General features: G+C 64.7%; 12 protein-coding genes. 10 read left to right on the forward strand and 2 right to left on the reverse strand.

Features of this window, described 5'->3' with window-relative positions:
* On the forward strand, positions 1 to 441 hold a 441-nt coding region (locus F1735_RS35870), incomplete at its 5' end, for a hypothetical protein (RefSeq protein WP_222853119.1).
* Positions 442 to 684: 243 nt separating this feature from the next.
* Here F1735_RS35870 and F1735_RS30375 read toward each other — a convergent pair.
* Both F1735_RS30375 and F1735_RS30380 read right to left on the reverse strand, forming a co-directional pair.
* On the reverse strand, positions 685 to 2,463 hold the full coding sequence (locus F1735_RS30375; RefSeq protein ID WP_167240406.1) for a TonB family protein: 1,779 nt from the start codon (positions 2,461 to 2,463) through the stop codon (positions 685 to 687).
* Positions 2,464 to 2,766: 303 nt separating this feature from the next.
* Positions 2,767 to 3,576, reverse strand: a complete 810-nt coding sequence (locus tag F1735_RS30380) for an EAL domain-containing protein (protein WP_167240407.1) — start codon at positions 3,574 to 3,576, stop codon at positions 2,767 to 2,769.
* A gap of 210 nt (positions 3,577 to 3,786) precedes the next feature.
* Between F1735_RS30380 and F1735_RS30385 the strand changes: the two genes are divergently transcribed.
* From F1735_RS30385 to F1735_RS30425, 9 genes are all read left to right on the forward strand, one after another.
* A complete protein-coding gene (locus F1735_RS30385) occupies positions 3,787 to 4,608 on the forward strand; it encodes a class II glutamine amidotransferase (RefSeq protein WP_167240408.1) in 822 nt (273 codons plus the stop codon).
* A gap of 46 nt (positions 4,609 to 4,654) precedes the next feature.
* On the forward strand, positions 4,655 to 4,873 hold the full coding sequence (locus F1735_RS30390; protein WP_167240409.1) for a TOBE domain-containing protein: 219 nt from the start codon (positions 4,655 to 4,657) through the stop codon (positions 4,871 to 4,873).
* Between the two features lie 42 nt (positions 4,874 to 4,915).
* Positions 4,916 to 5,656 carry a substrate-binding periplasmic protein gene (locus F1735_RS30395; protein ID WP_167240410.1) on the forward strand — a complete coding sequence of 247 codons (741 nt, stop codon included), beginning with the start codon at positions 4,916 to 4,918 and terminating at the stop codon, positions 5,654 to 5,656.
* Positions 5,657 to 5,741: 85 nt separating this feature from the next.
* Positions 5,742 to 6,245 carry a flavin reductase family protein gene (locus tag F1735_RS30400; RefSeq protein WP_167240411.1) on the forward strand — a complete coding sequence of 168 codons (504 nt, stop codon included), beginning with the start codon at positions 5,742 to 5,744 and terminating at the stop codon, positions 6,243 to 6,245.
* 12 nt (positions 6,246 to 6,257) lie between these two features.
* Positions 6,258 to 7,640, forward strand: coding sequence for an MBL fold metallo-hydrolase (locus F1735_RS30405; protein ID WP_167240412.1), 1,383 nt, complete (start codon positions 6,258 to 6,260; stop codon positions 7,638 to 7,640).
* 114 nt (positions 7,641 to 7,754) lie between these two features.
* Entirely contained in the window at positions 7,755 to 8,459 is a 705-nt protein-coding gene (locus tag F1735_RS30410; protein ID WP_167240413.1) for a FadR/GntR family transcriptional regulator, read from the forward strand.
* Positions 8,460 to 8,669: 210 nt separating this feature from the next.
* Positions 8,670 to 11,375, forward strand: coding sequence for a TonB-dependent receptor (locus tag F1735_RS30415; protein WP_167240414.1), 2,706 nt, complete (start codon positions 8,670 to 8,672; stop codon positions 11,373 to 11,375).
* A gap of 58 nt (positions 11,376 to 11,433) precedes the next feature.
* Positions 11,434 to 13,257, forward strand: coding sequence for a glycoside hydrolase family 28 protein (locus F1735_RS30420; RefSeq protein ID WP_167240415.1), 1,824 nt, complete (start codon positions 11,434 to 11,436; stop codon positions 13,255 to 13,257).
* 89 nt (positions 13,258 to 13,346) lie between these two features.
* Positions 13,347 to 13,628 carry a hypothetical protein gene (locus F1735_RS30425; RefSeq protein WP_167240416.1) on the forward strand — a complete coding sequence of 94 codons (282 nt, stop codon included), beginning with the start codon at positions 13,347 to 13,349 and terminating at the stop codon, positions 13,626 to 13,628.
* The last annotated feature ends 129 nt before the right edge of the window (positions 13,629 to 13,757 follow it).

The following is a 13,757-nucleotide window of genomic DNA, read 5'->3' on the forward strand; positions in this document are numbered from 1 at the left end:
GCTTCGCGCCGCCCGCCCTTGACCCTGCTCCGGACCGGACATCGACAAGCGCCGCAAGGCGCAGACATTCACAGCGGTAGCCGATATGGTAGCCGAAGTCAACTTCCACTCAAAACGGCATTGGGCCTTTTGCGGGTGGTGCTAAAACACGAGGGCTACAAGATGTCCGATCCGCATTTGTGGATTGATGGTCCGAGGCCAGCCAGTCCGCCGTCTATTCCGGGATATCACAGCTACGGTTTGGCGTATGTGAACAATACGCAGGGACATTACTCGGTCAACATCTTCACCGGAGATGTCTGGCAAACAGAAAGCTGCACACGCTACATTTTTCCGGCATTGTCGAGAATGCAACGACGTATATCGGAGCGGAGTGGCAAGAAACTCCTCAGCGATGAGGAAGCGCGAAGCGAGGTTGGCTGTCTTGCTGGTTCGCCCTAAGTTGATCTTACCAAATGCAGGCCTGCCACCAGCGCTCCACAGCCGGCCGCCTGACCCGTACCATCCCTCGCAACGGCAAGCAAGACAGTGGGCTGCTTTAAGGACGCGAGGGTCCAGGGCATGCCTACTTTCCGGCGGGTACAGGCAATTCCGATAAGCGTCGAGATCGACAATGAGGGCGATCGCGATGTCTGGTTGCGAGGCCGACTTGCGCAAGCAAAGCGGGTTTCGAACCGGTTTCGCCTAGCGCACTTCTTCCATCAGCTTGAGATTATCGCCGAACTGCCACACGCGGCGAATGTCGATCACATCGTAGCGCGCGGCGATATTCGGCGGGAACGGCGCGTAGCGCGCGTTGACGCGCACGATGCGCAGCACCGCTTCATCCATGTCGGCGCGGCCGCTCGAACGCAGGATCGTCACGTCCTGCACGGTGCCGTCGCTGCGCACCGCCACGTTCACCAGCGCGTGCGTGTACTCCGCATCGGCCCAGCCGCGCGGATAATTCACGCCGCCATTGCGTTCGATTTTCTGGCGCCAGCTCTCGACGTACATACGCAAGGGCAGATCGCGTTCGGCCGCGCCGACGGCAACGCGGCGCTCGTCGCGCATCGGCGGCGGCGGCGTGCCGGACAGGATATCGAGGCCCTTGACCATCTCGCGCGCGCGGTTCGACAGTTCACTTCCCAGCAGGTTCTTGGGGATGACCGCCTTGCCGCCGGCGCCGCTGCCAGCGCCGGCGGCGGTACCGCCAGGCGGTATATTGGCGGCCTGGGTACCGCTGCCTTCGCGTCCGCCTTGCAGCGCCGCCTGGCGGGCGGCTTCGGACGCTTGCGCGGCCTGGTCGGCCTTGTTCTGGGCGGCTTGCTCGGCCAGTTTTTGCGCGGCTTGTTGTTCGGCCGCTTTCTGCGCCGCTTGCTGCTGGGCCGCGAGCTGTTCGGCGCGTTGACGCTCGGCCTTCGCCTGTTCCGCGCGCATCTGCTCGGCCTTTTGCTGGTCCGCCTTCTGCTGATCCGCCTTCTGCTGATCGGCGCGTAACTGCTCAGCCTTCTGTTGGTCGGCCTTCTGTTGGTCGGCTTTTTGCTGGTCTGCGCGCAGCTGCTCCGCCTTCTGTTGCTCGGCCTTCTGTTGTTCGGCCTTCTGTTGCTTGGCCTTCTGCTGAAGCGCCAACTGCGCCGTTTTCTGCTGCTCGGCCCTGAGCACGCTGGCGCGTTCGCGCGCGGCGTCGGCCTCCACCTGCGCCTGCTGCGCCACGCGGGCCTGCTGCTCCTGTTGCTGCGCCGACTCGGCGGCGGCGGCCTTCTCCTGCTGCTGGCGTGCCTGCAACTCAGCCAGCTTGCGCGCCTCCTCTTCCGTCTCCAGCTTGCGCTGCGCCGCCAGCCGCGCGGCTTCTTCTTCCGCGCGCCGGGTCTCGGCCAGCTGGGCCGTGCGCGCCGCTTCCGCGACCTCGGCGGCGCTGGTCGCTTCATTGCCATCGTCGGTGCCGTGCTGGGCTTCCTTGAGATCGATGGTTTTCTGCTCGGCTTCTTCCGGGCGCGGCATCGGCACCGCGAAATCGTTCACCACCGAATCCTGGACCATGACGCGCGAATCCATCGCCAGCGCATCGGTCGCCGGCAGCGGCGGGCTGATGCGCTTGGCCTTGCGCGGCTTGTCCTTCTTCACCGCCAGGCGCGGCGTGACGGGGGTGGGAACGGGCGCCGGAGCCGGCACCGGATCGATCAGACGCATGCCGCCGCTCGACGCTGCCGGTTTGTCGGGCTCGGGAAGGGGGGACGGCAAAGGCAATGGCGGAAGCGCAGCCGGCGTATCCAGCGGCGGCGCTGGCGTGGGCTGATCGGCGACATTAGCCAGGCGCACCTCGATCGGCGTGGCCGAGCCAGGCAAACCGAGCGCGGGAATGCCGAACTGAAGCGACAGAATCAAGCCATGCACCAGCAGCGAAACGAGCAGGGCGCCGACCAGGCGCCGGCCGCCCTGGTCCGGCGGCGAACGGCGCTGCCCTACCGCCCCAGGACGCATGCGACCATATCGTTACGCCCATCTGCCGCTGATGCCATACCTGCCCCTGCCCAAAATTCGTTAATAGCCCCCGGATTTTAAGCGAAAAGGCCCTTCCATTGAGAAAAAATACGTCCCGTGCCCCCCTGCCGCCGACGCCGGGGTCAGGTCTGACATTCGGACACGACCTCATCCATGGCGCTGTCCAGGCCGTGTCCGAATGTCAGACCTGACACCGGAGGAGACATCGGCGGTAAAAGCTGAGGCCGTGTCCGAATGTCAGACCTGACACCGGCGGTGGCGGTGACACCGGCGGTGGGGGCGTCAGGCGGCCAAGGCGGCCTCTGTTACCAGCGACGCTTGCGGCTGGTCGAGGAAGAAGCCTTGCGCGTACAGCGGCAGGTCGGCGATCACTTCCGCCGTGGCGATCGCCGGCGCCGTCTCGACCCGTTTGAAGATCAGCCGCACGCCAGCCTCCCGGGCCGCCTCCAGCAGCGGTTCGAGCGAGACCCCGCCCGACAGGTAGCGCGCGTCGAGCTTGATCGCGTGCGGCCGTTGCTCGACCACCATCGCCTGCGCTTGCGCCACCGAAGCCGCATTCAAGGCCAGCCGGAAGCCGTTGCGCCGGTAGTTGTCGGCCACATAGTTCAACAGCCATCCCTGCTGCGGCGTGGTGGCCGGCAGTTGCAGCACGATGCGCCCGACCGGCAAGTCCAGCGCGTCCAGGATGCGCTTGAAGGCGTGCCCGTGGTTGCTGCTGACCGCACTGAGCAGGCGGTCATGCACGTTCAGATACAAATCACTGTGCCCTGCTTCGTCCTGGCGGAAGAAATTGATCGCGTGCAGCATGCGGCATAGCCGGTCGAGCTCGATCGATTCGTCGTCGCTGGCGGCGTGGTCGAGCAGCTTCCACAGCGAAAGCCCGGCGTCGCCCGCGGAAGCACTGCGCGCCAAGCCTTCATAGGCGACGATGCGGCTGCTGCCGAGCGCGCGGATCGGCTGGAAGGCGCTCGTGATGGTGCAGTTGAAATACTTGCCCTGGGCGCGGCCCGCCGAGTCCAGGCACACGCTGCTGGCCGGACGGTCCGGGTCGGACAGGTGGGCCAGGTAAGTGTTCAAGGTAGGGAAAGGCATGGCATGTCTCGCTGTAGGTAAAGGAGAAAGTCTAGTCGCGCCGCGCGCACCGGCGAAGGAATCGTTTCGCCAATCGATATGCGGCCGGTGCATATCGACCCCGGGCGCTTATGCGCAAAATGCTTCTATCGAAACGCGAAAATAGTCGTTTGCAGATGCGTCCGGCGCGACTACGCTGGGGGCGACAGATGCAAACAGGAAGCGACGCCCATGTGTGAATTACTCGGAATGAACAGCAGCAAGCCAGCGGCGCTGAACTTCAGCTTCGCCGGTTTCAGCGAGCGCGGCGGACGGACCGGCGTGCATCGCGACGGCTGGGGCATCGCCTTTCACGAGCCGTCCGGCTGCCGCCTGATCATCGACGACCGCCCGTCCATCGATTCGCCCCTGGCGCTGGCGCTCAAGCACAATCCCGTCAAGGCGAAGAATGTGGTGGCGCACATCCGCAAGGCTACCCAGGGCGAGGTGGCGCCGCAGAACAGCCATCCATTTACCCGCGTGCTGTGGGGCACGACCTGGTCGTTCGCCCATAACGGCGACCTGAGCACGTTCAAGCCGGCGCCCGATCCGCATGTCGTCCCGGCCGGCGAAACCGACAGCGAGCGCGCCTTTTGCTATCTGCTGGCCGGGCTGCGGCGCCGCTTTCCGGTGCAGCCGCCGTCGCGCGCGGCGCTTTTTACAGCGGTGCAAACCTTGGCGGCGGTGATCGCGCGCCACGGCACCTTCAACTTCATTTTGTCGAATGGCGACCTTTTACTGGCGCATTGCTCGACCCAGCTGCATTACGTGGTGCGCGCCTATCCGTTCGCCAGCGCCAGCCTGGTCGATTGCGACCTGCAGATCGATTTTCGCCAGCATAACCACCTGGACGACCAGATCGTCGTGATCGCCACCCTGCCCCTGACCACAGGCGAACAGTGGCACCGCTTCGCGCCGGGGGAACTGAAATTGTTCGCCGGCGGCGCGCCGCAAGCGATCCACCCCGGCCCCGACAGCGGCAGCAAGCCGTTGCGCCTTCTTATGAGTTACTGAAACACATGTGTTACTGAACCCTCCCCCCACCCACGAAAGGAACAGCATGGCTATCTCGGAAATCAACGTACGCAACCAGTTCAGGGGCAAGATCAAGGAAATCATCGCCGGCCCGGTGGTCTCCGAGGTCGATGTCGACACCGCGCACGGCATCGTCACCTCGGTCATCACCAGCCGCTCGATCCAGGACCTGGACCTGAAGGTCGGCAGCGAGGTCATTGCCCTGGTCAAGTCGACGGAGGTGTCGATCGCCAAGATCCAATAAGCCGCTGTGCCCTTGCCGGCGACGGCAAGGTATGATGGCGGCATGAAGATTGGTTTTGCGCTGCTGTCCTCCCTCTGTTCCATTGCACTGGCGCTGCCCGCGGGCGGCGCCGAACTCGTCTTTGCCGTGTCCACCGGCAGCGCCATGCCGATGACCCGTTTCCAGGGCATCGAGCTGACCGGCGGCCTGCTCAAGGATGTCGGCGACGCCCTGGCGCGCGAGCTGAACGTACGCCCGCGCTACCTGACCTTGCCGCGCAAGCGGGTCGAGGCCGCGCTGGCCGACGGCAAGGTCGACCTGCTGTGCGACCTGCGTCCCGAATGGCTCGACGGCCAGCGCTGGCAGTGGTCGAACCCGGTCTTTTCCAACAAGATGATCATTGTCGGGCGCATCGAGACGGCGCCGCTGGGCAACTTGCGCGAGCTGGCCGGCGCGCGCACCGGCACCATCACCGGCTACCGCTACCCTGTGCTCGATCATGAACTGGGGCCGCAATTCGTGCGCGACGACACCGATAGCGACGACCTGAACCTGCGCAAGCTGCTGCGCCGCCGCTTCGATTACATGCTCACCAATTCCCTGTATTACGATTACCAGCGGCGCGCCCACGCCGAACGCGCGCGCCTGAGCCGTACGGTGCTGGCCATCGAACCGTTCGACACCTACTGCGCCTTGCGGCCCGGCGGCAAGCTGACCCTGGCACAAGTGAACCGCGCCCTGCTGGCGCTGCGCAAGAATGGCCGGATGCAGGCCATCCTGGAGAGCTACCAGCCCGCCAACTAAGCTGTTCAGGCCGCTTGCGCGGGATCAAGGCCGCGCACCCGACCGCCTTTAGTATGGGTAAACCTCCACCACGCGCAGGCCAGCCATGCAAGCCCCTCCTCCGTGCGCCCCGTCCGCCGATTTCGACAGTAACTATTTCCGACAGGCGCTGTCGCAGTTCGCCACCGGCGTGACCATCGTCACCGCCGCCCTGCCCGACGGCCGCCTGGTCGGCGTGACCATCAATTCCTTCAATTCGGTCTCGCTCGATCCGCCGCTGGTGCTGTGGAGCCTGGCGCACACGGCCAGCAGCATGGCCGCCTTCGAGCAGGCCGAGGGCTATGTCATCAACGTGCTGGCCGACAGCCAGGCCGCGCTGGCGCAACGTTTCGCGCGCGCGGGCGAAGACCGTTTCGAGCAGGTCGGTTTTACCCGCTCGGCCGCCGGCCAGCCGGTGCTGGACGGCACCGTGGCGTGCTTCGAATGCCATCCGCGCAGCCGCTACGTGGAAGGCGACCATGTGATTTTCGTCGGCGCGGTCGCGCGCTGCCAGTTTCATCCGCACCGGTCGCTCGGTTTTCACCGCGGCCGGTTTATCGCCCTCAGCTGACCCGGTGCCGCCATGAACCATAATCTGCTCACCTTCGTCAACCACGCCTGCTTTCATATCGCCAACGAGCATACCGTGCTGCTGGCCGATCCCTGGGTCGAAGGCCCGGTCTTCAACAATGGCTGGAGCCTGCTCGACGACAGCACCTCCAACGCGGCATTGATCGCCGAATTGGCGGCGGGGAGGCGCAACACCTTCATCTGGTTTTCGCACGAGCATCCCGACCATTTTCCGGTACCCTTCGTCAAGCGGCTCAAGCGCGATTTTGCCGGCAAGGTCACCATGCTGTTCCAGGAAACCAAGGACAAGCGCGTGGTCAATTTTTTGCGCGGCAATGGCTTCGATGTCATCGAATGCCAGCCCGGCATTCCGGTCGCGCTCGATGGGGAGATGCGCATCACGGTGTTTGCGCATGCCGACGGCGATGCGTATTGCCTGATCAGCTCGGGCGGGCGTCACGTGCTCAACATCAACGACTGCGCCTTGACCAGCGCGGCCCAGTGCGCGCAGGTCAAGGCCAGCATCGCGCTGCTGTGCGAGCGGGTCGATGTCTTGATGACCCAGTTCGGTTACGCCAACTGGGTCGGCAATCCCTTCCAGGCCGAACTGCGCTGCGCCGCCGCAGCCGAAAAGCTGCACCGCATCAAGCTGCAGATCGCCGCATTCGCGCCCAGGATCACGGTGCCGTTCGCCTCGTTCGTGTCGTTTTCGCACATCGACAACTGCTATATGAACGATCACCAGAACACGCCGCAGCGCGTGGCGCAGTGGGCGCGCCTGTCGCGCGCCACCGATGCGGTGCGCTTCATGCAACCGGGCGACACCATCGCGCTCGGCGTGGACACCGCCGAAAGCCTGGCCTGGGCCAGCGATGCGGCCGTCGAGCATTGGGAACGCTTGCTCGGGGTGCCGTGCGAACTGTTGCCGTCCGAAGCGCCGGCCACCCCGGCCCAGGTGCGCGCCGCCGCCGACAACTACCGCAAGGGCGCCAACGCCAACTTGCTGGGGCTGCCTTGCCTGCTGGAACTGGCCGGATTGATCCAGCCGCTGGTGATCCGCATTCCCGACATCGCCCTGACCATCCGCATCTCTTACCTGCGCGGCTGCACCCAGTTGCACGACGATGAACTGGCCGATATCTGCATGACCTCGCCCAGCGCGGTGTTCCTGTTCGCCAATGAATACGGCTTCAACACCACCCACGTCAACGCCCGCTTCCGGCTCGGCGAGAGCGGCGCGCTGCAGCGTTTCAGCCGCTTTTTCATGCCGCAGAACCTGGGCCGGCAAGGCTACGGCGTACAGCATCCGCTGGCCACCGTGCGCTACCTGCTGGGCAGCCTGATGGCCCGCCTGGGCCGGCGCCTGGCCGCCATGCAACGGCGGCTGGCGAAGTGAGCGAGCCGACCAGCGTTCCGCCCTTACCACCGATCACACTATTTTGGCCCGAGCACCTTGCGCGATTGGTCAGACCACTTTAGAATGGCCTGACCAAAAGATGTGCAGGCCGCCATGCTCAAGAAAATCACACCCGCTCCCGACAACGCCCTCGCGCACGAACCGCGGCTGTACCGCATCGTCGCCGGACGCATCGAGGAACTGATCCGCGACCAGGGAATCGGCGCCGGCCAACGCTTGCCGCCCGAACGCGAGATGGCCAGCCGCCTGGCCGTCAGCCGCGCTTGCCTGCGCGAAGCCCTGATCGCGCTCGAACTGCGCGGCGTGGTCGACGTGCGCGGCGGTTCCGGCGTCTACGTCAGCCGCGTCGCGCTTCCCCGCCCCGAGCTTGACGAAGCCGGCCCCGGCCCCTTCGAAGTGCTGGCCGCGCGCCGCTTGGTCGAAGCCGAGGTATGCGCCAGCGCCGCCCGCATGGCCAGCGACAGCGCCATCGACGCCATCCGCAGCGCCGTCGTCGAAATGGAACGCCAGCACGACAATTACAGCAGCAACGAACAGCTCGACCGCGACTTTCACCTGTCGCTCGCGCGCGCCACCGGCAACAGCGCCATGGTCGGCGCGGTCGAGCACCTGTGGAAGCAGCGCGGCCGCCTCTGGCACAAGCTCAAGGAACATTTCCAGACCGAAGAATTGCGCCAGGCTACTTTGCTCGACCACCGCCGCATCCTCGACGCCATCGTCGCCCACGATCCGGCCGAAGCGCACGCGGCCATGCGCGCCCACCTGGAACGGGTGACGCGCACCTTTTCGCGAGGATAAGCACCGACCTATATAGAGACCAGTGGAGAGCAGGCGCGCAGAACGCCGCACCACACGAGCAAGCCATGAGCAAACCATTATTGACCATGTTGACCCCGGCTCGCGCCTTCGTCGCCGTGGCACAGGATACGCGAGGTGTCCTGACCAGCTTTCCGCGCCATCGCCGGGAGCGTTTAATGTCAAACAATAATCCGCAGGAGACCGTCTCACATGAACAAGCACACCAGCTCGATCCACTCGACACTCGTATTGTCGTCCATCACCCTTGCGGTGCTGACGGTGATGAACCAGGCCGCGGCCCAACAGCTTGACGCGGGCATGCAGCGCATCGAAGTGACCGGGTCGAGCATCAAGCGCCTTGCCACCGAGATGGCACTGCCGGTCTCGACCATCAAGGCCGAGGAATTCACCAAGCGCGGCATGACCAGCCTGGCCGATGTGATGATGGCGCTGCCGCAATCGAACTCGCTGGCCCCGTCCAACGCCGGTTCCGGCACCAACATCAACCTGCGCGGCCTCGGCGTGAACCGCACCCTGGTGCTGCTCAACGGCCGCCGCCTGGCCAATGAGGCGATCGCCGACGGCTACGCCAACCTCGACGTCATCCCGATGAGTTCCCTGCTGCGGGTCGAAATCCTGCGCGATGGCGCTTCCTCCATCTACGGCTCGGACGCCATCGGCGGCGTGGTCAACTTCATCACCAAAAACAGCGTCGAAGGCGGCTCCATCACCGCCCAGTACGTGCAGCCGGAAAAATCGGGCGGCGGCGACGAGCAGCGCCTCTCGGCCACCTTCGGCAAGGGCAAGCTGGCCACCGACGGCTGGAATCTGTACGGCACCATCGACGGCCGCCAGCGCAGCCGCCTGGCCGCGCGCGACCGCGCCGAACTGAGCTCGCCCGAACTGCTGGCGAGCATCGGCCGCTCCCAGACCCTGGCCACCGGCGGCTATGCCAGCCCGGCCAACTTCACCACCGCCACCAACAAGACCGCCGCCAACCCGTACTACAAGTCCGGCTGCGCCGCGCCCTACTCGATCCAGGGCGCCAAGAATACCTGCGTCATCGACAGCAACGAGTACGGCACCGCCCTGCACGAAACCGAGCAGCTGACCTTCTACGCGCGCGGCACCAGGCAGTTCTCGGACGAGCACACGGTCAGCCTGGACTACATGCGCGGCGAGTCGACCATCTACTCGGCCCGCAATCCGACCCAGAGCGTGGCCGCCAAGGGCCTCGCCGCGCGCGTGCCGGCCAGCAGCAAGTGGTATCCGGGCGGCGCCGGCGGCGTGCCGGCGGTGGCCGGCCTGAAAGGCGAAGCGCTGCTCGTGACCTGGAGCGTGGCCGACCTGGGGCTGGCCAGCAACAAGGACGTGCAGCTGAACCAGCGCCTGGCGCTGGTCGATGAAGGCAAGATCGGCGAGTGGGATTACAAGGCCGGCCTGGTCTACGGCCACAGCAAGCGCAAGAACTACTACCACACCGGCTACGTCAGCGGCCCCGGCCTGAACGCGGGCCTGGCCAGCGGCGTGCTCAACCCGTTCGGCCTGCAGGACGAAGCCGGCAAAAGCTACCTGCGTGACATTTCGGTCGATGGCCAGTTGAACCGCGATTCGACCAGCACCTTCGCCGGGTTCGACGCCACCGCCAGCCGCACCCTGATGCAACTGCCGGGCGGCGCGCTGGCGATGGCGGTCGGCGTCGACATCCACCGCGACACCACCGAAGACACGCGCCTGGGCATCACCAATGACGTAAGCTACGCCAACGCCTCGTCCTCGCACGGCGACGGCGCGCGCAATGTGTCGGCCCTGTACGCCGAGCTCGATATTCCGGTCAGCAAGCAACTGACCGTCAACCTGGCCGCGCGCGACGACTATTTCAGCGACTTCGGCAACACCTTCAACCCGAAGGCGAGCTTTCGCTACGAGCCGTCGACAACCCTGATGTTCCGCGGTTCGGCCAATACGGGCTTCCGCGCGCCGACCCTGTTCGACCGCTACGGCTACCGCCTGCCTGGCGCCAACGGCAACACCTCCGGCAAATGGGACGATCCGGCCCTGTGCCCGGGCGGCAAACCAGGCGTGGCCGGCAGCGGCACCGCCGTGGCCGGCGCGGTCTCGTCCGAGGTATGCAACGTGGCCCTGCCCAAGCAGACCGGCAGCAACGACCAGTTGACCCCGGAAACTTCGCGCGGCTGGACCCTCGGCATGGTGGTCGAGCCGGTCAAGAACCTGACCGTCTCGCTCGACTACTGGAACATCCGCATGAAAAACATGCTGGCCAACCTGCCCGAGCAAGTCTACTTCCAGGACACGGTCAAGTACAAAGACCTGTTCGTGCGCAATCCGGACGGCACCCTGGCCTACATCAAGAACGTGACGATGAACCTGGGCGGCCAGAAAACCGCCGGCATCGACCTCACCGCGAACTATGCGCTGCCGCGCATGGACATCGGCGAGTTCAAGTTCCAGCTCGACGGCACCTACCTGACCCAGTTCGACAACCAGCTGGAAAAAGACAGCGCTTTCGTGTCCAACGTCGGCCGCTTCGGCCTGGCCAGCAACGGCACCACCAGCAGCTTCCCGATCATCACCTACCGCTGGAAGCACACCCTGACGACCAGCTGGAAGCGCGGCGACTACAGTGCGCAGCTGACCCAGAACTACAACGCGCACTATGACGACCAGAACCTGGTGGCGGCCGAATACCATCGCGAAATCAAGCCGTACTCGGTGTGGAACCTGACCGGCACGTATTCCGGCTTCAAGAACATCAGCATTGTGGCCGGCATCACCAATATGTTCGATGAAAACCCGCCGGTCACCAACCACAGCGGCTACACCTTCGGCTACCTGAGCAGCGCGGCCAACCCGATCGGCCGCTCGTACAATCTGCGCATGACTTACAACTTCTGACTTACAACTTCTGACTTACAACTTCTGACGTACAACGTTTGATACAGCAGGCACCTTCATGAACAAGCATTCGATTGATACCCGGCGCCGCGCCCTGCTGCGCGGCGCCGGGGCCGCCGGCCTGGCCCTGGGCGGCGGCGCCATGTCGCTGCCGGCCGTGGCCGGCGAGAAGCCGTCCGACCCGTGGCAGCAGGCGCACGCCATTGCCGCGCGCTTCAAGACGCCGCTGCTATTTCGCAAGCAAGACTTTGTCATCACCGTACACGGCGCCAAGCCCTGCAAGGTGAGCACCGTGAAAGGTTTTATCGGCCATCACGAGCCGGGCATGGTCAGCACGCCGGCCGCCGGCGCGCACGATTGCTATCCAGCCATTGCGGCCGCGATCGCCGCCTGCGCCAGGGCGGGCGGCGGGCGCGTGGTGATTCCGGCCGGCGCCTGGCTGTGCAAAGGCCCGATCGTGCTGCGCTCGAACGTGCATGTCCACCTCAAATCGGGTGCGCATGTGTTCTTCAGCAATGACCCGGACGATTTCGCCAGATACGGCGAGGTCGATTGCGGCCCGAACGGCAAGCTGACCCTGTCGCGCTGGCAGAGCAACGATTGCCTGAATTATTCGCCGCTGGTGTATGCGCACAAGCAAAACAACATCGCCCTGACCGGCGAAGACTGGACCAGCATTCTCGACGGCCAGGGCGGCGTGCCGCTCAATGGCGCCGACTGCTGGTGGGACTGGAAAAGCAAGCGCACCGGCAGCAAGGAAGCGGCCTCGCAGGTGGCGGTCAATCCGGCCAACCCGCCCAGCATCCTGACGGTGGCGCCGGGCCTGACGCCGGCCCAGGTCAAGCTGATCGAAGGCGATTCGAGCCGCTGGCGCAACGACGAATCCTACCTGCCGTCGTTGTCGGAAGCGGGCGTCCCGGTCGGCAAGCGCGTGTTCGGGCGCGGCCATTACCTGCGTCCGTGCATGATCGAGTTCATCGGCTGCGACAAGGTGCTGCTCAAGGGCTACCAGCTCAACCAGGCGCCGTTCTGGCTGCACCACCCGGTGGCCTGCCGCGACCTCGAAATGCGCCAGGTCCACATGGACAGCATGGGACCGAACAGCGACGGCTTCGACCCGGAAGCGTGCGACAACGTGCTGGTGGAAGACTGTACCTTCAACACCGGCGACGATTGCATCGCAATCAAGGCCGGCAAGAATCTCGACACGCAGTTCGGGCCGACCCAGAACGTGCTGATCCAGAAGTGCATCATGAACAGCGGCCACGGCGGCGTGACCCTGGGCAGCGAAATGTCGGGCGGCATCGAGCACGTGTATGCGCAGGATGTCGAGTTCCGCAATGTGAACTGGGCCACCAGCCCGCTCAGCACGGCAATCCGCATGAAGACCAACATGAACCGTGGCGGCTTCCTGAAGCATTTTTACGTGCGCAACGTGACCATTCCGAACGGGGTGCAGACCACGCCGCAACACTACAACCCGCTGCCGGGCTCGCCGATCGCCCCCAAAACCGTGTCGTCCTCGGCCGGCGCGGTGATCACCATCGATTGCGATTACGCGCCGACCGCCGATAACGTGCGCACGCGCCCGCCGGTGGTGTCCAACGTCCACATTTCGAACGTCAAGGTCGGCAACGTCAAGACCGGCGCCGGCAGCTATTCGTGCTACCAGGCCATCATGCTGCTCGGCCCTGTCGCTTTCGATTACAACGGCGACGACCCATCGCTGATCGTGCCGATCAGCGACATCACGATCGCCGACTGCGACTTCGGCACCCCGGCCAATGCCGACAGCCCTTGGTTCGCCTACAACGTAAAGTCGGCAAAACTGACAAACGTGACTATCGCCGGCAAGGTGATCAACACCACCGTGACGGCGTAGTTCAACAAGTTTTTGATGAGGTACTGACGATGTAGCCTGCTGTTTCACTTAGAGCCTATCTCAGTAGATCGGGGGAAGCTGATGGCGACATGCGCGTAGGCGACATGCGCGTAGGCGACATGCGCGTAGGCGACATGCGCGTAGGCGATGCATGGCAAGCGAGGGCAAGGCGTGAGGAGGCCGCATGGCTAGCCAGGCGCGCGCGCGGCCTGATCGGCCTGTACACGACCAACAAGTCGTTCCAGATCGACGATGTGCGGGTCGGCGATCCGCAGATGAAACCGGTGCAACTGACGCTCACTCCCCATCCGCCGGCGTACACGGCCGAGGCGGGCGATCCTCCGCTGCTCTTGACATCCTCCCCTCCCTAAATGAAGGGAATTCCTACGGCGCCGCGTGATGATCTACGGGTCGCTTCGGTGGGTTCCTGCTTCATCGAGCGGCCTGACTGCGCCGACTCTCCACAGGCTAAGACGCGATGTCCTCGCGCTAAAACATTC

Origin of the sequence: Massilia genomosp. 1 (assembly GCF_011682185.1) — a bacterium.
Taxonomy (GTDB): domain Bacteria; phylum Pseudomonadota; class Gammaproteobacteria; order Burkholderiales; family Burkholderiaceae_D; genus Telluria_A; species Telluria_A rubra.